The organism is Streptomyces pilosus (assembly GCF_014649835.1).
Taxonomy (GTDB): Bacteria; Actinomycetota; Actinomycetes; order Streptomycetales; family Streptomycetaceae; genus Streptomyces; species Streptomyces pilosus.
Map to the genome: position 1 here is coordinate 628,148 of NZ_BMTU01000003.1, position 18,060 is coordinate 646,207.

17 protein-coding genes and 1 pseudogene are annotated in these 18,060 nt (G+C 72.4%); 14 read left to right on the forward strand and 4 right to left on the reverse strand.

The features are described 5' to 3' along the window. Positions 1-8: 8 nt before the first annotated feature. Positions 9-1,016: an SAM-dependent methyltransferase gene (locus tag IE118_RS11040; protein WP_229846764.1), complete on the reverse strand. Its 1,008-nt coding sequence runs from the start codon at positions 1,014-1,016 to the stop codon at positions 9-11. A 150-nt stretch (positions 1,017-1,166) separates the two neighbouring features. Between IE118_RS11040 and IE118_RS11045 the strand changes: the two genes are divergently transcribed. Both IE118_RS11045 and IE118_RS11050 read left to right on the forward strand, forming a co-directional pair. Then, a complete protein-coding gene (locus tag IE118_RS11045) occupies positions 1,167-2,369 on the forward strand; it encodes a sensor histidine kinase (RefSeq protein ID WP_189557579.1) in 1,203 nt (400 codons plus the stop codon). Between the two features lie 124 nt (positions 2,370-2,493). Next, positions 2,494-3,165, forward strand: coding sequence for a response regulator (locus IE118_RS11050; RefSeq protein WP_189557580.1), 672 nt, complete (start codon positions 2,494-2,496; stop codon positions 3,163-3,165). A gap of 56 nt (positions 3,166-3,221) precedes the next feature. Here IE118_RS11050 and IE118_RS11055 read toward each other — a convergent pair whose 3' ends face one another. Next, a complete protein-coding gene (locus IE118_RS11055; protein ID WP_229846757.1) occupies positions 3,222-4,463 on the reverse strand; it encodes a threonine aldolase family protein in 1,242 nt (413 codons plus the stop codon). A 183-nt stretch (positions 4,464-4,646) separates the two neighbouring features. On the opposite strand from IE118_RS11055, the gene IE118_RS11060 reads away from it, so the two are divergent. The 10 genes from IE118_RS11060 to IE118_RS11105 all read left to right on the forward strand — a co-directional run bounded on the left by IE118_RS11060 (position 4,647) and on the right by IE118_RS11105 (position 12,815). Continuing rightward, a complete protein-coding gene (locus IE118_RS11060) occupies positions 4,647-5,603 on the forward strand; it encodes a Rossmann-like and DUF2520 domain-containing protein (protein ID WP_189557582.1) in 957 nt (318 codons plus the stop codon). Further along, positions 5,600-6,598: a pantoate--beta-alanine ligase gene (gene panC / locus IE118_RS11065; protein ID WP_189557583.1), complete on the forward strand. Its 999-nt coding sequence runs from the start codon at positions 5,600-5,602 to the stop codon at positions 6,596-6,598. Before IE118_RS11060 ends, panC begins: the two co-directional genes overlap by 4 nt. Continuing rightward, positions 6,595-8,301, forward strand: a complete 1,707-nt coding sequence (locus IE118_RS11070; protein WP_189557584.1) for an L-aspartate oxidase — start codon at positions 6,595-6,597, stop codon at positions 8,299-8,301. Before panC ends, IE118_RS11070 begins: the two co-directional genes overlap by 4 nt. Positions 8,302-8,306: 5 nt before the next feature. Continuing rightward, the gene (gene nadC, locus IE118_RS11075; protein WP_189557585.1) at positions 8,307-9,281 is read left to right on the forward strand and encodes a carboxylating nicotinate-nucleotide diphosphorylase; all 975 of its coding nucleotides are present in this window, start codon (positions 8,307-8,309) and stop codon (positions 9,279-9,281) included. 8 nt (positions 9,282-9,289) lie between these two features. Next, positions 9,290-10,087 carry a type III pantothenate kinase gene (locus tag IE118_RS11080; RefSeq protein ID WP_189557586.1) on the forward strand — a complete coding sequence of 266 codons (798 nt, stop codon included), beginning with the start codon at positions 9,290-9,292 and terminating at the stop codon, positions 10,085-10,087. 214 nt (positions 10,088-10,301) lie between these two features. Further along, complete coding sequence (locus IE118_RS11085) at positions 10,302-10,916, forward strand: hypothetical protein (RefSeq protein WP_189557587.1); 615 nt, start codon at positions 10,302-10,304, stop codon at positions 10,914-10,916. Positions 10,917-10,942: 26 nt separating this feature from the next. Next, positions 10,943-11,119, forward strand: coding sequence for a hypothetical protein (locus IE118_RS11090; RefSeq protein WP_189557588.1), 177 nt, complete (start codon positions 10,943-10,945; stop codon positions 11,117-11,119). Between the two features lie 161 nt (positions 11,120-11,280). Continuing rightward, complete coding sequence (locus IE118_RS11095) at positions 11,281-11,709, forward strand: BlaI/MecI/CopY family transcriptional regulator (RefSeq protein ID WP_229846765.1); 429 nt, start codon at positions 11,281-11,283, stop codon at positions 11,707-11,709. 9 nt (positions 11,710-11,718) lie between these two features. After that, positions 11,719-12,252: an amino-acid N-acetyltransferase gene (locus IE118_RS11100; protein WP_189557590.1), complete on the forward strand. Its 534-nt coding sequence runs from the start codon at positions 11,719-11,721 to the stop codon at positions 12,250-12,252. Between the two features lie 227 nt (positions 12,253-12,479). Continuing rightward, positions 12,480-12,815 (forward strand): histone-like nucleoid-structuring protein Lsr2, encoded by a 336-nt coding sequence (locus tag IE118_RS11105; RefSeq protein ID WP_004928054.1) that lies wholly within the window; start codon positions 12,480-12,482, stop codon positions 12,813-12,815. Here the strand turns inward: IE118_RS11105 and IE118_RS11110 are convergent. Next, positions 12,794-13,543 (reverse strand): SCO3374 family protein, encoded by a 750-nt coding sequence (locus tag IE118_RS11110; protein ID WP_373303175.1) that lies wholly within the window; start codon positions 13,541-13,543, stop codon positions 12,794-12,796. The genes IE118_RS11105 and IE118_RS11110 overlap by 22 nt on opposite strands. Before the next feature lie 384 nt (positions 13,544-13,927). Between IE118_RS11110 and IE118_RS11115 the strand changes: the two genes are divergently transcribed. Further along, positions 13,928-16,453: an ATP-dependent Clp protease ATP-binding subunit gene (locus IE118_RS11115; protein ID WP_189557591.1), complete on the forward strand. Its 2,526-nt coding sequence runs from the start codon at positions 13,928-13,930 to the stop codon at positions 16,451-16,453. 97 nt (positions 16,454-16,550) lie between these two features. On the opposite strand, the gene IE118_RS11120 is transcribed toward IE118_RS11115, so the two are convergent. Then, positions 16,551-17,189 carry an HAD family acid phosphatase gene (locus IE118_RS11120; RefSeq protein WP_189557592.1) on the reverse strand — a complete coding sequence of 213 codons (639 nt, stop codon included), beginning with the start codon at positions 17,187-17,189 and terminating at the stop codon, positions 16,551-16,553. Positions 17,190-17,633: 444 nt separating this feature from the next. On the opposite strand from IE118_RS11120, the pseudogene IE118_RS11125 reads away from it, so the two are divergent. Next, positions 17,634-18,060 (forward strand): annotated as a pseudogene (locus tag IE118_RS11125) (M23 family metallopeptidase); the annotation flags it as partial.

Here is an 18,060-nt window from a genome sequence, read left to right on the forward strand (position 1 = left end):
GGCGGGCGTCAGCCGTCGAGCACGTCCGGGATCCCGGCCGTCCGCACCAGCCATCCGAAGTCGCCGAGTCCGCCCGGCGCGGTGAGTTCGGCGGCCTCACCGGCGCCCGCGAGGGCGCGCACGTACCCGGCGGGGTCGGTGGACGCGAGTGCGAGCGGGGGGCGTGCGCCGCTCACCCCCAGGGCGCGCAGGGCCTCGCGCTGCGAGAGCAGGCGTGCGCCGGGCGGCGCGCAGGCCGCGGCGCACGCGTCCAGGGCGACGTGCGCGGTGATGTCGCACGACCCGTCCGGCACGGGCGCCGTCTCCCGCCCCTCCCGGAAGCCCGTCAGCGTCCCGAACGGCGGCCGCGCGGCGGCGGTGTGCGCGTAGTCCACCGCGACGGCGAGCCCCCGCGCGAGCGTCCCGGCCGCCGCGGCCCAGGCCAGGTCCCGGGGCAGTCCGATCTCCGCCCGGAGCCCCTGCCCGGTCCCCAGCGGCCACCACCGCGCCAGCCACTCGGCCTCCGCTCCGGTCACCGGTTCGCCGAGCAGCTCGCTCCCGTCCGCCCGCACCAGCACCAGCCGCGGCACGCCCGCCGCGTCCACCTCGGCGACGTCCACCGGCACGTTGTCCAGCCACTCGTTGGCGAAGAGTAGCCCCGTGACCCCCTCTGGGGGCCGCGCCCGCCACTCGATCCGGTGGTCGAGCCCGGTCGGCCGCCCGGCCAGCTCGACGGCGTACGCCCGGGTGCGTCCCGCCACGTCCGCGGGCAGCGCGGCGAGCACCCCCGTGACCAGTTCGCCCCGCCCGGCCGCCATGTCCACGAAGTCGAGCGCCGCCGGACGTCCCATCGCCTCGTCGACCCGGCACAGCAGCCGCGCCACGGCCCCGGCGAACAGCGGGGAGGCGTGCACCGACGTACGGAAGTGCCCGGCCGGTCCCGCGCCGGGCCGCCGGTAGAAGCCACCGGGCCCGTACAGGGCCTCCTGGGCGGCCGCCCGCCAGCCCCGCGCGTCCTCCCGCGTCCCGGCCGTCACCGCTTCCCCACACCCGCCCGTACCGTCGTCACCGGCCCAGGTTAAGCGCGCGGACACGCCCGGCCTCCACCTTGCGGAGTACACGTGAGGACCGGGTATCGGCCCTCCGGTTGACCCCTGCACGCATTTCGCTTCCCTACGCTGGGTTACGTGCAGCGCCTCTACGACTTCCTCCGCAGACACCCGACCTGGGTCGACGGCTTCTGGGCCGTGGTCCTGTTCGGGCTTTCGGTCGTCGGCGGTGCGACGGTGGAGGAGTCGCGCGGCACCGACCTGCCGGCCCTGACCGTGCCGGTCGTGCTGCTGCTCTCGCTGGTCGTCGCGCTGCGCCGCCGGATGCCCGAGCGGATGCTGGTCCTCGCCCTCGCCGTGGGCGTGGCACAGCTGGTCGTGGACGTGGCGACGGTGCCCGCCGACTTCGCCCTGCTGGTGATCGTCTACACGGTCGCGGCGATCGGCGCGCGCTGGGCGTCCCGCCTCGCGCTGACCGCCGGCCTGTGCGCGGCCCCGCTCGCGCAGCTGCGCTGGCCCAACGAGGACCAGAGCGTGGCGACCAACGTCGCCGTCATGATCTTCCAGGCGGTCCCCTTCGCCCTCGCGTGGGTGCTCGGCGACTCCATCCGCACCCGCCGCGCCTACTTCGCGCAGCTGGAGGAGCGGGCCGCCCGCCTGGAGAAGGAACGCGCGGCGCAGGCCAAGGTCGCCGTCGCCGCCGAACGCGCCCGGATAGCCCGCGAGCTGCACGACGTCGTCGCCCACAACGTGTCGGTGATGGTGGTCCAGGCCGACGGTGCCGCCTACGTCCTCGACGCGGCCCCCGACCAGGCGAAGAAGGCCCTGGAGACGATCTCCTCCACCGGCCGCCAGGCCCTCGCCGAGATGCGCCGCCTGCTGGGCGTCCTGCGCACCGGCGAGCACCAGGAGGCCGGGGAGTACGTGCCGCAGCCCGACGTGCGGCAGATCGAGGACCTCGTCGGGCAGTGCCGGGAGTCCGGTCTGCCCGTGGACTTCAAGGTCGAGGGCACGCCCCGCCCGCTGCCCAGCGGCGTCGAGCTGACCGCCTACCGCATCGTGCAGGAGGCGCTCACCAACACCCGCAAGCACGGCGGCCCCAACGCGGGCGCCAGCGTGCGCCTGGTGTACTTCGACGACGGTCTCGGCCTGCTCGTGGAGGACGACGGCAAGGGTGCCCCCCACGAGCTGTACGAGGAGGGCGGCTTCGACGGGCAGGGCCACGGCCTGATCGGCATGCGCGAGCGGGTCGGCATGGTCGGCGGGACGCTGGACGCGGGACCGCGCCCGGGCGGAGGATTCCGCATCAGTGTGCTGCTGCCGCTCAAACCCGCGCATTGACGCTCACGCACGCCCCCGATTGACACCTGTCACAACCCCTGTGACGCCGGCTGAGGACCTGAAGACTTGAAAGCCTGAAAGTCTGAAGATCTGCGTAATCGAATGCGAAACGGAAGAGGCCCCGATGGCGATCCGCGTGATGCTCGTCGACGACCAGGTGCTCCTGCGCACCGGGTTCCGGATGGTGCTCGACGCCCAGCCGGACATGGAGGTCGTGGCGGAGGCGGGCGACGGAGTCGAGGCCCTGCAGGTGCTGCGGTCCACCGCCGTCGACGTGGTGCTGATGGACGTCCGCATGCCCAAGCTCGACGGCGTCGAGACCACCCGCCGGATCTGCGCGGACACCGACCCGCCGAAGGTGCTGATCCTCACCACCTTCGACCTCGACGAGTACGCCTTCTCCGGACTGAAGGCCGGCGCCTCCGGATTCATGCTCAAGGACGTGCCGCCGGGCGAACTGCTGGCCGCGATCCGCGCGGTGCACAGCGGCGACGCGGTGGTCGCCCCGTCCACCACCCGCCGGCTCCTGGACCGCTTCGCGCCGATGCTGCCCAGCAGCGGCGGGCAGCCCGAGCACAAGCAGCTGGAGCGGCTCACCGAGCGCGAACGGGAGGTCATGGTGCTCGTCGCCCAGGGCCTGTCCAACGGCGAGATCGCGGCCCGGCTGGTGCTCTCCGAGGCGACCGTCAAGACCCACGTGGGCCGCATCCTCACCAAGCTGGGCCTGCGCGACCGCGTCCAGGTGGTCGTCCTCGCCTACGAGACGGGCCTGGTACGAGCCGGCGGACACGGCTGAACGCCGCCGGGACCGACGGTCCGGCAGGGGCGGGGGATCCCGCCCCTGCCGGACCGTCAGGCGGTCGCCTCCGCCGCCCGGAGCAGGCGGCGCGCGAAGTCCTCCGCCGCTTCCCGTACGTCCCCGGCCGTCCACTCCAGGGCCGCCGCCCGCACGTACACCTCGGTGCACGACAGAGCCGGCCCCTTCGGGTCCCAGTAATTGGCGAAGAGCACCGCCCCCGTCTCCTCCGCCGCCACGATCGCCACCTCGGCGACCACGTCCGCCTCGTACGGCAGCCACACCTGGAAGTCGTGGGTGTGGGGCGCCTCCGGGTGCACCCGGAACCAGGGCAGCCCGCCCGCCGCCAGGCCCTCCCGCAGGGCGGCGGCCACGACGCGCGCGTGCCGTACGTACTCCGGCAGCCGCGGCAGCTCCCGTTCCAGCCCGATCAGCGCCGACAGCGCGGTCGGGAACTGCTGGAAGACGTTGCCCCCGTACCGGTGCCGCCAGGCCCGCGCCTCCTCGACCAGACCCGCCGGGCCGGCGAGCGCCGCGCCGCCGAAGGCGTCGAGGGACTTGTAGAACGACACGTAGACGCTGTCCGCGAGACCCGCGATCTCCTCCAGCGACCGCCCGAAGTGCTCGGTGCACTCCCACAGCCGCGCCCCGTCGAAGTGCACCACCGCCTCGCGCTCCCGCGCGGCGTCCACCACCGCGGTCAGCTCCTCCCACGACGGCAGGACGAAACCGGCGTCCCTGAGGGGCAGCTCCAGCATCAGCGCCCCGAAGGGCTCCTCGGCGTCGCGTACCTCCGCGGCGGTCGGCAGCCGGGGCTCCCCGGTCACCCGCACCGGCCGCAATCCGCTGACCTGGCTGAACGCGTTCCGCTCGTGCACCTCGGGATGGCTGAGCGGGTGCAGGGCCACCGCCGGGTTCCCGGTGCGGCCGGCCCAGCAGCGCAGGGCCACCTGCTGGGCCATCGTGCCGGTCGGGAAGAACGCGGCGGCCTCGGTGCCGAGCAGCCGGGCGACCCGCTCCTCCAGCGCCTCCACGACGCCGTTGCCGTAGATGTCGGAGGTCTCGTCGAGGTCGTACACGCCGCCCGCCGCCTCCAGCAGCGTCAGCCGCTCCGACAGAGGGGCGAGGAAACCCAGGCGCGCGAGCACGCGCGGGGCACCGCGCCAGGCGGCGATCCGCCGTTCGCGCAGCGTCGGCCGCGACGCGTCGTCGCCCTCCCCGGGCCGGTCCGCGTGCTCCCCCACGGGCACACTCCCGTCCCCGGCCGTACCGGTCCTGTCGTCCGCCGCATCACTCATGCGCGCGATCATCCCGCGCCCCGCCCCTCACGGGCACCCCCATTTCCGCACACGCGTGTGCCCCGGTGCCGCGCGGAAACCCACAGCCTGTGGACGACCGACCGCCACCGGAAGCGATCGCGTTAACATGACGAGAAATCGTCCGGTACCCCGAGCGGACTGGAACGGGAAGGCCCCCGTCGCGTGAACACAACCCCACAGCCCGATCCCCGGGACCGCCCGGCGCGGCTCACCGTAGGCGTCGTAGGCGCCGGACGCGTGGGTCCCGCCCTGGCCGCGTCCCTCCGGCTCGCCGGGCACCGCCCGGTGGCCGTCTCCGCCGTCTCCGACGCCTCCCGCAGGCGCGCCGAGCAGCTGCTCCCGGACGTGCCGGTGGTGCCGCCCGCCGACGTCCTGCGCCGGTCCGAACTGGTGCTGCTGACCGTCCCGGACGACGCCCTGCCCGAGCTGGTCGCCGGACTCGCCGACACCGGCGCGGTGCGGCCGGGCCAGCTGCTGGTGCACACCTCGGGCCGCTACGGCGCGAAGGTCCTCGACCCTGCCCTGCGCGCCGGCGCGCTGCCGCTGGCCCTGCACCCGGCGATGACCTTCACCGGCACCCCCGTCGACGTGCAGCGCCTGGCCGGCTGCTCCTTCGGCGTCACCGCCCCCGAGGAGCTGCGGCTGGCCGCCGAGGCCCTCGTCATCGAGATGGGCGGGGAACCGGAGTGGATCGCCGAGGAGAACCGCCCGCTCTACCACGCGGCCCTCGCCCTGGGCGCCAACCACCTGGTCACCCTCGTCGCCCAGTCCATGGAACTGCTGGCCGCCGCCGGGGTCGGGGCACCCGACCGGATGCTCGGCCCGCTGCTCGGCGCCGCCCTCGACAACGCCCTGCGCTCCGGCGACGCGGCCCTCACCGGACCGGTCGCCCGGGGTGACGCGGGCACGGTCGCCGCGCACGTCGCCGAGCTGCGCCGGCACTCCCCGGGAACGGTCGCCGGGTACCTGGCCATGGCCCGGGCGACCGCCGACCGCGCCCTCGCCCACGGCCTGCTCAAGCCGGAACTCGCCGAGGACCTCCTCGGCGTACTCGCCGACGGAGCCGGCGGCACCGGCGGCACCGACAGTTCCGGCGACACCCCGGGGGAGAACCGATGACCGCCACCCTGCTGCGCACCGCCGCCGAACTGCACGCCCGCCCGCGCACCGGCCGCCGCGCCGTCGTGATGACCATGGGCGCGCTGCACGAGGGCCACGCCACGCTGATCCGCACCGCGCGGGAGATCGCGGGCGCCGGCGGCGAGGTGGTGGTGACCGTCTTCGTCAACCCGCTGCAGTTCGGCGCGGGCGAGGACCTGGACCGCTACCCGCGCACCCTGGACGCCGACCTCGGCCTCGCCGGGCGGTCCGGTGCGGACGCCGTGTTCGCCCCCGCCGTGGACGAGGTCTACCCGGGCGGCGAACCGCAGGTCCGGATCACCGCCGGCCCCATGGGGGAGCGCCTGGAGGGCGCCGCCCGCCCCGGCCACTTCGACGGCATGCTCACCGTCGTCGCCAAATTGCTCCACCTCACCCGTCCCGACGTCGCCCTCTACGGGCAGAAGGACGCCCAGCAGCTCGCCCTGATCCGCCGCATGGTGCGGGACCTGAACTTCGGCGTGGACATCGTCGGCGTCCCCACCGTCCGCGAGGAGGACGGGCTCGCCCTGTCCAGCCGCAACCGCTACCTCTCGCCCGCCGAGCGGCACACCGCGCTCGCCCTGTCGCAGGCCCTTTTCGCCGGCCGCGACCGGCACGCCGCCCAGGAGGCGCTGCGGGCGCGGGCCCGGGAGGTGCCCACCTCGCGGGCGCGGGCCGAGGCGCTCAGCGCCATCGGCGAGTCCCGCGCGGCGGCCGACGCGCACGCGGTCGCCACCACCGCCGGCGGTCCGGCGGCCATCCGCGCCGCCGCCCGGCTGGTCCTCGACGAGGCCGCCCGGCTCGACCCGCCCCTCGCCCTGGACTACCTGGCCCTGGTCGACCCGTCCGACTTCGCCGAGATCGGCGACGGCTTCACCGGCGAGGCCGTCCTCGCCGTCGCCGCCCGCGTCGGCGGCACCCGCCTGATCGACAACGTCCCGCTGACCTTCGGAACCTTCGGAGCCGCCTCGTGACCAGCACAGGCATACGTCTGCACGCGCCCGCCCCCGGGTGGTCCATCGACGCGGACGTCGTGGTCGTCGGCTCCGGCGTCGCCGGCCTCACCGCCGCCCTGCGCTGCGAGGCGGCGGGCCTGACCACGGTGGTGGTGACCAAGGCCCGCCTCGACGACGGCTCCACCCGCTGGGCCCAGGGCGGCATCGCGGCTGCCCTCGGCGAGGGCGACACCCCCGCACAGCACCTGGACGACACCCTGGTCGCCGGCGCCGGCCTGTGCGACGAGGAAGCGGTCCGCATCCTGGTCACCGAGGGCCCCGACGCCGTACGGCGGCTCATCGCGACCGGCGCGCACTTCGACGAGTCGACCGACGGCGCCCTGGAACTGACCCGCGAGGGCGGCCACCACCGCCGCCGCATCGCCCACGCGGGCGGTGACGCCACCGGCGCGGAGATCTCCCGCGCCCTCGTCGAGGCGGTCCGCGCGCGGGGGCTGCGCACCATCGAGAACGCCCTCGTCCTGGACCTCCTCACGGACGCCCGGGGCCGCACCGCCGGCGTCACCCTGCACGTCATGGGCGAGGGCCAGCACGACGGTGTGGGAGCCGTCCACGCGCCCGCCGTGGTCCTCGCCACCGGCGGCATGGGCCAGGTCTTCTCGGCGACCACGAACCCCGCCGTCTCCACCGGCGACGGCGTGGCCCTCGCGCTCCGCGCCGGCGCGGAGGTGAGCGACCTCGAGTTCGTCCAGTTCCACCCCACGGTGCTCTTCCTCGGCGCGGACGCGGAGGGCCAGCAGCCCCTGGTCTCCGAGGCGGTGCGCGGCGAGGGCGCCCACCTCGTGGACGCGGACGGCGTGCGCTTCATGCAGGGGCAGCACGAGCTCGCCGAACTCGCCCCGCGGGACATCGTCGCCAAGGGCATCATGCGCCGCATGCGGGAGCAGGACGCCGAGCACATGTACCTCGACGCCCGCCACTTCGGGGCGCGGATGTGGGAGCAGCGCTTCCCCACCATCCTCGCGGCCTGCCGTGCCCACGGCATCGACCCGGTCACCGAGCCCGTCCCCGTCGCCCCGGCCGCCCACTACGCCTCCGGCGGCGTCCGCACCGACTCCCACGGCCGCACCACCGTGCCCGGCCTGTACGCCTGCGGCGAGGTCGCCTGCACCGGTGTGCACGGCGCCAACCGGCTGGCCTCCAACTCCCTCCTCGAGGGACTCGTGTACGCCGAGCGCATCGCCGCCGACATCGCGCGCACCGGGACCCTCCACCCGCGCGAGCCGCAGCCGCTGCCCGTCTCCGAGCGCCCGGCCCACCCCCTGCTCGCCCCGGAGGCCCGCTTCGCCATCCAGCGGGCCATGACCCGGGGAGCGGGCGTCCTGCGCTCCGCGGCGTCCCTCGCCGAGGCCGCCGACCGCCTGCACCGCCTGCACGCCGACGCGCGCGACGCCCTCGACGAGAACGGCAAGACGGCCGAGCCGGGCGTCGACACCTGGGAGGCCACCAACCTCCTGTGCGTGGCGCGTGTCCTGGTGGCCGCCGCGCAGCGCCGGGAGGAGACCCGCGGCTGCCACTGGCGCGAGGACCGCCCCGGGCGCGACGACACGGTCTGGCGCCGCCACATCGTCGTACGGCTGAATCCGGACCGCTCGCTGGCGGTGCACACCACCGACGCCACAGACTTCCCCCCGACCCTCCCCCAGTCCCAGGAGCAGTGACAGCAGTGACCACACCCGACCTTCCCCTCGTTTCCTCCGGCGGCTGTGGCGACGGCTGTGGCTGCGGCGCCGAAGAGGAGAACTACCTGGAGTGCGGCCTCGACCCCGCGCTCGCCGAACTCCTCGCCGATGCCGGCCTCGACCCCGTCGAGGTCGAGGACATCGCCAATGTGGCGCTCCAGGAGGACCTGGCCCACGGAGTGGACGTGACGACGGTCGCGACCATCCCCGAGGACGCCGTCGCCACCGCCGACTTCACCGCCCGGGAGGCGGGCACCGTGGCGGGCCTCCGGGTCGCCGAGGCGGTCATGTCGATCGTCTGCACGGAGGAGTTCGAGGTGGAACGCCACGTGGAGGACGGCGACCGCGTGGAGGCGGGCCGGACGCTCCTGTCCGTCACCACCCGCACCCGCGATCTCCTCACCGCCGAACGCAGCGCCCTGAACATCCTGTGCCGCCTGTCCGGCATCGCCACGGCCACCCGCGCCTGGGCCGACGTCCTCGACGGCACCAAGGCGAAGGTGCGCGACACCCGCAAGACCACCCCCGGGCTGCGCAGCCTGGAGAAGTTCGCGGTGCGCTGCGGCGGCGGCGTCAACCACCGCATGTCCCTCTCGGACGCGGCCCTGGTCAAGGACAACCACGTGGTGGCCGCCGGCGGGGTCGCCGAGGCCTTCACCGCGGTCCGTGAGCGCTTCCCCGACGTGCCCATCGAGGTGGAGGTCGACACCCTGCACCAGCTCCGCGAGGTCCTGGACGCCGGCGCCGACCTGATCCTGCTGGACAACTTCACGCCGGCCGAGTGCGCGGAGGCGGTGGCCCTCGTCGACGGCCGTGCCGCCCTGGAGGCGTCCGGCCGTCTCACGCTCGCCGACGCCAGGGCCTACGCCGACACGGGCGTCGACTACCTGGCCGTGGGCGCCCTCACCCACTCCTCGCCGATCCTCGACATCGGCCTCGACCTGCGCGCGGCGGAGTAGGACCGGTCATGCTGCTGACGATCGACGTGGGCAACACGCACACCGTCCTGGGCCTCTTCGACGGCGAGGAGATCGTCGAACACTGGCGCATCTCCACGGACGCGCGCCGTACCGCCGACGAGCTCGCGGTCCTCCTCCAGGGCCTCATGGGCATGCACCCGCTGCTCGGCGACGAGCTGGGCGACGGCATCGACGGCATCGCGATCTGCGCGACGGTCCCCTCCGTCCTGCACGAACTGCGCGAGGTCACGCGCCGCTACTACGGGGACGTGCCGGCGGTCCTCGTCGAACCGGGCGTGAAGACGGGCGTCCCGATCCAGTTCGACAACCCCAAGGAGGTCGGCGCCGACCGCATCATCAACGCGGTCGCGGCGAACGAGCTGTACGGCGGACCGGCGATCGTCGTCGACTTCGGCACGGCGACGACGTTCGACGCGGTCTCCGCGCGGGGCGAGTACGTCGGCGGGGTCATCGCCCCCGGCATCGAGATCTCCGTCGAGGCGCTCGGGGTCAAGGCGGCCCAGCTGCGGAAGATCGAGGTGGCCCGGCCCCGGACGGTGATCGGCAAGAACACCGTCGCGGCGATGCAGTCGGGCATCGTGTACGGCTTCGCCGGGCAGGTGGACGGGGTCGTCAACCGCATGGCGCGGGAACTGGCCGACGATCCCGACGACGTCACGGTGATCGCGACCGGTGGGCTGGCGCCGACGGTGCTGGGGGAGAGCTCGGTGATCGACGAGCACGAACCGTGGCTGACCCTGATCGGCCTCCGCATGGTCTACGAACGCAACGTGTCCCGCATGTAGCGGCACAGCCCGGCCCCCACCCGCCGCATCCCCGGTACCTCCCGGGCCCTCGGGGCACCGGGCGGGGAGCGGCGGGGTGGCCGCCGACGGCGCGGCGGAGAGCGGGCGGACGGCGCGTGCGGCCGCGCGGGCGTCCCACCCACCCGGGTGGCACCCGACGCCACACCCTCACCCCATACGCCCTGTTTGTCTGATTAGCGCGTATCGTCGCAGCATGCCCACGCCCTACGGATCCCGCGGCGGCCTGGCGTTCGGCGCGGAGGAACTGCGCGTGCTGCGCCGCGCCCTCGCCCTCGCGCTGCACCCCACGCCCGCCTCGGCCGACGACGTCCAGGACTGCCTCCGCCTCGCCGACTCCCTCGACGAGGCGACGCGGGAGAGTGTCCGGCTGCGCGCCTTCCTCCTGGCCGACCTGGGCCGCTACCGCGCCGCCCTCCCCGGCACCGCCGCCGGTTACCTCACGCTCCTGGAAGAGGCGCTGGGCGCCGGGTACCGTCCGGCCCCCGACGACCTGGCCGCCCTCCGTGCCCTGCGCGGCAACCCCACCGCCGCCGGCCTCCTGCGCCAGTGCGACCGCACCCGCCTCACCGCCCTCCCCGGCGGCCGGACGGACGCGGCCGCCGCCTCCGACGAGGAGAGCCAGGAGAGCGGGCCCGCGGAGAGCCCCTCCAGGCCCCATCCCGCACCGAACCCGCCCCCCGCGCCCACGCCCGCCCCGACCCCCGGCACCCCCAAGCCCACCCGGCGCCCCGTCCCCACCCCCGGCGAGGTCTTCCCCCGCCGCAAACCCGCCCCGCCCCCGCCCGGTCAGCACCTGGCGGCGGGCTGACGGCTCCGCCTGGCTACCCTGGAGTCATGGACTACGTCTCCGCGCTCCTCCCCCCGGCCGTGATGGCCGTCCTCTTCATCAGCGTCATCCGAGTGATCGTGAAGACTCAGGGCGGCGCCAACAAGGCCAAGGAGGACGCCGCCGTCGACGCGGCCCTCGCCAGGGCGGAGGGCGCGACCCCCGCCCCCAGGCCCGAAGCCTGAACCTCCGCACACCCCCACCGCCCCAGGGCGTACGACCTCCACTCGTACGCCCTTTTTGTGCGCGTTCACCAGCCCGTGCCCGCCCCGGCACGCCATGGTGCGGTTCTCCCACTATTGTCTGAGTTGTGCCTCGCCCCTTGGGAGAACTCGAAGACTCGGTCATGACGCGGGTGTGGAAGTGGAACCGCCCGGTGACCGTTCGGGAAGTCCTGGAAGATCTGCAGAAGGAGCGGTCCATCGCCTACACCACGGTGATGACCGTCCTGGACAATCTCCATCAGAAGGGCTGGGTGCGCCGGGAAGCCGAAGGCCGGGCCTATCGATATGAGGCGGTCTCCACACGCGCCGCCTACGCCGCGGCGCTGATGAACGAGGCGTGGTCGCAGAGCGACAACGCCGCGGCCGCTCTCGTCGCCTTCTTCGGCATGATGAGCGAGGAACAGCGGCAGGCGCTCACCGACGCCGTCCGCATCGTCCAGCTCCCGGAAACCCCACCCGAGAACCCCGCCTCCGGCCGAAACCCCGCCTCCGGCCGAAACCCCGTCTCCGAGCAGAACCCCGGCTCCGCCGAGGACAGCGGCGGACGATAGCGTCCGCTCATGTCCGCAGACAGCCCCGAAGTCACCGCAAATGCCATCACGGTCCGGCGGGCCCGCACCAGCGACGTACAGGCCGTGCGCCGTCTCCTTGACGCCTACGTCCGCGGGCGCATCCTGCTCGACAAAGCGACCGTGACGCTTTACGAGGACATCCAGGAGTTCTGGGTCGCGGAACGGGACGACAACGCCGAGGTGGTCGGCTGCGGCGCCCTGCACGTCATGTGGGAAGACCTCGCGGAAGTCCGCACTCTTGCCGTGAAGCCGGGTCTGAAGGGCGCCGGGGTCGGACACCGGTTGCTGGAGAAGTTGCTGGAGACGGCCCGCTGGCTGGGTGTTCGGCGCGTATTCTGCCTGACCTTCGAAGTGGACTTCTTCGGCAAGCACGGCTTCGTGGAGATCGGTGAGACCCCGGTGGACACCGATGTGTACGCCGAGCTACTGCGTTCCTATGATGAGGGTGTCGCGGAGTTCCTCGGTCTCGAACGCGTGAAACCGAACACCTTGGGCAACAGTCGGATGCTTCTGCATCTGTGATCGCCGGGAGATTCCGCACGATCCCACCATGCCCCGGTGCCCCTATGTCCGAAACGCGCATGTTTCCGGGCCCGCGGCGGGCTCCGGGTCTCTCCGGGGGGTTTGTGTTTTTACGGCAAAAGCGGTTTGCTTTCCGGAGTACTGCAGTACTGCATATAACAAGGGACGGCGATACGGCGGACGCCGCCACACCCCGGACCCTCAGGTTTTCGATGAAAGGAAATCCGGTGGCACAGAAGGTTCAGGTCCTTCTTGTCGACGACCTCGACGGCGGCGAGGCGGACGAGACCGTGACGTTCGCGTTGGACGGCAAGACGTACGAGATCGATCTCACCACCGCCAATGCGGACAAGCTCCGCGGCCTTCTCGACCCTTACGTGAAGGGCGGGCGCCGTACCGGGGGCCGCGCTTCCGGCGGCCGTGGAAAGGCGCGTGCTTCTTCCGGTGGCAGCCAGGACACCGCGGCCATCCGCGCCTGGGCCAAGGAGAACGGATACGAGGTCAACGACCGCGGCCGTGTTCCGGCGTCCATCCGCGAGGCCTACGAAAAGGCCAACGGCTGACCGTCGGCCTGTGCGGCGGCGGCCGCACCCGCGCGCCGCAGCCGAACCCGGTGGACCTGTGTCGCCACGGTGTTCACCAGTCGCACGAGATCCGGGGGGCCGGCACCGTTCCCCCCGGCGCCGCTCGTGCCCATCGCCGAGATCGTCGGCAGCGAGGCCCCGGCCTCGCGTTCCGGCCCGGGGGGCCGCAGCCACACGGCGGCCCCCTGCGAACCGTCCCCCGCGCCCGCCCGCGCGTCCCGCACGGCCCCCGCGCCGCAGCGGACGGGTCCGGGTGCACCGGGCACCCCGGGGGGAGTCCCGGGAATTCCGGGAGCCTCCATGAGGCCCCCCGCCCCGATCGCCGTAAGGTCCAGATCCGGCGGCGCCCCCCAGTCCAGCCACTCCAGCAGCCCCGGCAGCTCCTCCGCGCTGCCCGCGGCCACCAGCAGCCGCATCCGGTCACCGGACAGGGCCACCGGGAACCCCCGCCCGTGGCGCCCCAGGCGCGCCAGCGCCGCGCCCCCCGCCTCGGCGGGCACGTCGAGGACGTCGAAGCGCACCCCCACCACCAACCGCACCGGACGGCCGGGCACCGTGGGCCAGCCCAGCACGTCCTCGTACCAGAGCCCGAGCGCCTCGTCACCGACGGTGAGCGGTCGGCGCTGCGGAGGGACGTCGGGGGAGGGGATGCCGGCCATGCCCCGCGCAACCACGTGAGCGGCCGCCGGGTTACGCTGGGTGCTCATGTGTACGCGCAGGGTGTCGAACAAGGGGGCGCGCAGGGGTGCTGAGGCGCGCAAGGTTGTTCGCCCGTAGCGGAGGGAACCCGTGCACTCGGCATGGACTGTCGGTAGCAGCGGGTAAGACATCCCTAGTGAGAGGGGGCGACACGCAGCCCGGCGCGTGCTCCGTTCGCCATGGGCGTACTGGCGATGGGGGTAACTGCCTGGCCTGCGGGAACATCGTCTCGCACCATCGGGTTGGAGCAGATGTCGGCGTGAGCGGGGTCAGGAGGCCATCGACGGTGTCGGCAGTTGGAATGAGCGGTCCCCGCTTGCGGGACTAAGCTGCGGAAGGACAGGGAGGGGAAGTTCCCCCCACTGCCTGACCGCTCTGAGGAGCGATTAACGATGTTCGAGAGGTTCACCGACCGCGCGCGGCGGGTTGTCGTCCTGGCTCAGGAAGAAGCCCGGATGCTCAACCACAACTACATCGGCACCGAGCACATCCTCCTGGGCCTGATCCACGAGGGTGAGGGTGTCGCCGCCAAGGCCCTTGAGAGCCTCGGGATTTCGCTCGAGGCGGTCCGCCAGCAGGTGGAGGAGATCATCGGGCAGGGCCAGCAGGCCCCGTCGGGTCACATCCCCTTCACCCCCCGTGCCAAGAAGGTCCTGGAGCTGTCGCTCCGCGAGGCCCTTCAGCTGGGCCACAACTACATCGGCACGGAGCACATCCTGCTCGGCCTGATCCGTGAGGGCGAGGGCGTCGCCGCCCAGGTCCTGGTCAAGCTGGGCGCCGATCTGAACCGCGTGCGGCAGCAGGTGATCCAGCTGCTCTCCGGTTACCAGGGCAAGGAGACCGCCACCGCCGGCGGTCCTGCCGAGGGCACCCCCTCCACGTCCCTGGTCCTCGACCAGTTCGGCCGGAACCTCACCCAGGCCGCTCGTGAGTCCAAGCTCGACCCGGTCATCGGGCGCGAGAAGGAGATCGAGCGGGTCATGCAGGTGCTGTCCCGCCGTACCAAGAACAACCCGGTGCTGATCGGTGAGCCCGGCGTCGGCAAGACCGCCGTCGTCGAGGGCCTCGCCCAGGCCATCGTCAAGGGCGAGGTGCCCGAGACCCTCAAGGACAAGCACCTCTACACCCTGGACCTCGGTGCCCTGGTCGCCGGCTCCCGCTACCGCGGTGACTTCGAGGAGCGCCTGAAGAAGGTGCTCAAGGAGATCCGCACCCGCGGCGACATCATCCTGTTCATCGACGAGCTGCACACGCTGGTCGGTGCGGGTGCCGCCGAGGGCGCCATCGACGCCGCCTCCATCCTGAAGCCGATGCTGGCCCGCGGTGAGCTACAGACCATCGGTGCGACCACGCTGGACGAGTACCGCAAGCACCTGGAGAAGGACGCGGCCCTCGAGCGCCGCTTCCAGCCGATCCAGGTCGCCGAGCCGTCCCTGCCGCACACGATCGAGATCCTCAAGGGCCTGCGCGACCGGTACGAGGCGCACCACCGCGTCTCCATCACGGACGAGGCCCTGGTCCAGGCCGCCACCCTGGCCGACCGCTACATCTCGGACCGCTTCCTGCCGGACAAGGCGATCGACCTGATCGACGAGGCCGGTTCCCGGATGCGCATCCGCCGGATGACCGCGCCGCCGGACCTGCGCGAGTTCGACGAGAAGATCGCCGGTGTCCGCCGGGACAAGGAGTCCGCGATCGACTCGCAGGACTTCGAGAAGGCCGCCTCGCTGCGCGACAAGGAGAAGCAGCTCCTCGCCGCCAAGGCGAAGCGGGAGAAGGAGTGGAAGGCCGGCGACATGGACGTCGTCGCGGAGGTCGACGGCGAGCTGATCGCCGAGGTCCTCGCGACCGCCACCGGCATCCCGGTCTTCAAGCTCACCGAGGAGGAGTCCAGCCGTCTGCTCCGCATGGAGGACGAGCTGCACAAGCGGGTCATCGGCCAGAACGACGCCGTCAAGGCGCTGTCGAAGGCGATCCGCCGTACCCGTGCGGGTCTGAAGGACCCGAAGCGTCCGGGTGGCTCGTTCATCTTCGCCGGCCCGTCCGGTGTCGGTAAGACGGAGCTGTCCAAGGCGCTCGCCGAGTTCCTCTTCGGCGACGAGGACGCGCTGATCTCCCTCGACATGTCGGAGTTCAGCGAGAAGCACACGGTCTCGCGTCTCTTCGGTTCGCCCCCCGGTTACGTGGGCTACGAGGAGGGCGGCCAGCTGACGGAGAAGGTGCGCCGCAAGCCGTTCTCGGTCGTCCTCTTCGACGAGGTCGAGAAGGCCCACCCGGACATCTTCAACTCGCTGCTGCAGATCCTGGAGGACGGTCGCCTGACCGACTCCCAGGGCCGGGTCGTGGACTTCAAGAACACGGTCATCATCATGACGACCAACCTCGGCACCCGGGACATCTCCAAGGGCTTCAACCTGGGCTTCGCCGCCGCGGGTGACACGAAGACCAACTACGAGCGCATGAAGAACAAGGTCCAGGACGAGCTCAAGCAGCACTTCCGGCCCGAGTTCCTCAACCGTGTCGACGACGTGGTGGTCTTCCCGCAGCTCAGCCAGGACGACATCCTGCGGATCGTCGACCTGATGATCGACAAGGTGGACGAGCGCCTGAAGGACCGGGACATGGGCATCGAGCTCTCCCAGTCCGCCAAGGAGCTGCTGTCGAAGCGGGGTTACGACCCCGTCCTCGGCGCCCGGCCGCTGCGCCGGACCATCCAGCGGGAGATCGAGGACTCGCTGTCGGAGAAGATCCTCTTCGGCGAGCTGCGTCCGGGTCACATCGTGGTCGTGGACATCGAGGGCGAGGGCGAGTCCGCCACCTTCACCTTCCGCGGTGAGGAGAAGTCGGCCCTGCCCGACGTCCCGCCGATCGAGCAAGCGGCCGGCGGAGCCGGCCCGAACCTGAGCAAGGACGCGTAGCCGCCGCGCTCGGCCCGAACGGGAAAAAGGGGTCTGCCCCGGGACATGTGTCCCGGGGCAGACCCCTTTCGCGTCGCCGCGGTGGCCGCGGGACGGTTCAGGAGAGCTGACCGTCGTAGTCCGGCAGCTTGAACGTCTTCTCGGCGTGGCCGCCGGACAGGTCCGTGGGGCTGTTGCCGATGTTGGCGATGATCGTGTAGCCCTTCCGCTCGATGGCGACGCGCTGGGCCGTCTTGTAGTCGGCGACGTTCCTGAACAGGTCGAGGAAGCCGCGGACGTAGAGGCCGGAGGACTCGTAACCGGCCTGGTCGAGGTTCCATTCGGTGGGCGCGTGGATGATGCCCGGGCGGGCGGTCACGAAGAACAGGTCGACGCCGCGCTCCTCGGCGTACCGGGCGACCTCCAGGACCGGCTCGTTGGCCGGCTGGGGGAAGCTGAAGCCGAAGTCGGTCTCCAGCGCGGTGTTGTCGATGTCGAGGACGATGGCCTGCTTCTCGCCCGGCCGGGTGTCCGCGATCCGTTGCTTCAGATAGGGCAGGGCCTGGTCCATGACCGCCTGGCAGTCCCGCTGCCAGGTGGCGTAGTCGACGTCCTCGGCGGCGGCCACGGCCGCTGTGGCGGCGGTGGGGGAGCCCGAGGAGGTCGTGGCGCCGGCCGGTGCGGCCAGGGCCACCAGTGCGGTCGCGGAGACGGCGGTCACCGATGCGCGACCTAACCAGGAACGTCGGCTTCTCATGTAGTGGGGGTGTCCTCTCACGTCCGTGACGCGGTTCCAACATGTCGTGAGCATGCTCGTGTGCGGGGGTGACGCGAGGTGAACCGTAGGGTTACCGAACGGTAGGCGCCAAGAGGCCTGCGCCACATTTCTTGAGCGACCCGCGCCACCCCCCGGTGACATGCTGCACAGGCGTTATGTCCGGTACTACCCGGAATAGTGAGAAGCGGCCGGAAATCAAATCGGACATACCGTGCGAAGGTCTGATCGATCAGCCTGAAATGCGGGTTTCGCCCGGTAAAAGGGCTCTGTCAAGAGACGTGCATCTCACGCCTGATCTACGACGTTCCGTCGTAGATCACACTATTGCGGCTTTTCGGGCGGAAGGGTTACCACTGAATGGCCACCGCGACGCGGTCCTGTGCGTCGGGTGGTTTCGACTGTCCCCTTCCTGATGAGGTTTCGATGTTCGAGCGCGTCACGTCCCGTTCCTCCCGTACGTCCCTGATCCGCACCCGCGCGGCCGTGCTGGCCGCCGGCCTGGGGGCCTCGGTCGCGCTGGGAGCCGGGGTCGCGGTCGCCGCCGACACCACGGCCGCATCCGGTGCCGCGAGTGCCGCCCACGCCGTCCAGGCGCAGGCCGCCGCCCAGGCCGAGGCCGCGAAGGCCCAGGCCGCCCAGGCCGAGAAGGCCGCGAAGGCGAAGCAGACCGCGGCCGCCAAGGCCGCGAAGGCGAAGCAGGCCGCCAAGGCCGCCGCCAAGAAGAAGCAGGCGTCGTGGGTGTCGCCCGTGAAGAGCTACAAGCTGTCGGCGAGCTACGCGGCGAACGGCGGCATGTGGGCCTCCAAGCACTCCGGCCAGGACTACGCCGTGCCGACCGGCACCCCGGTCG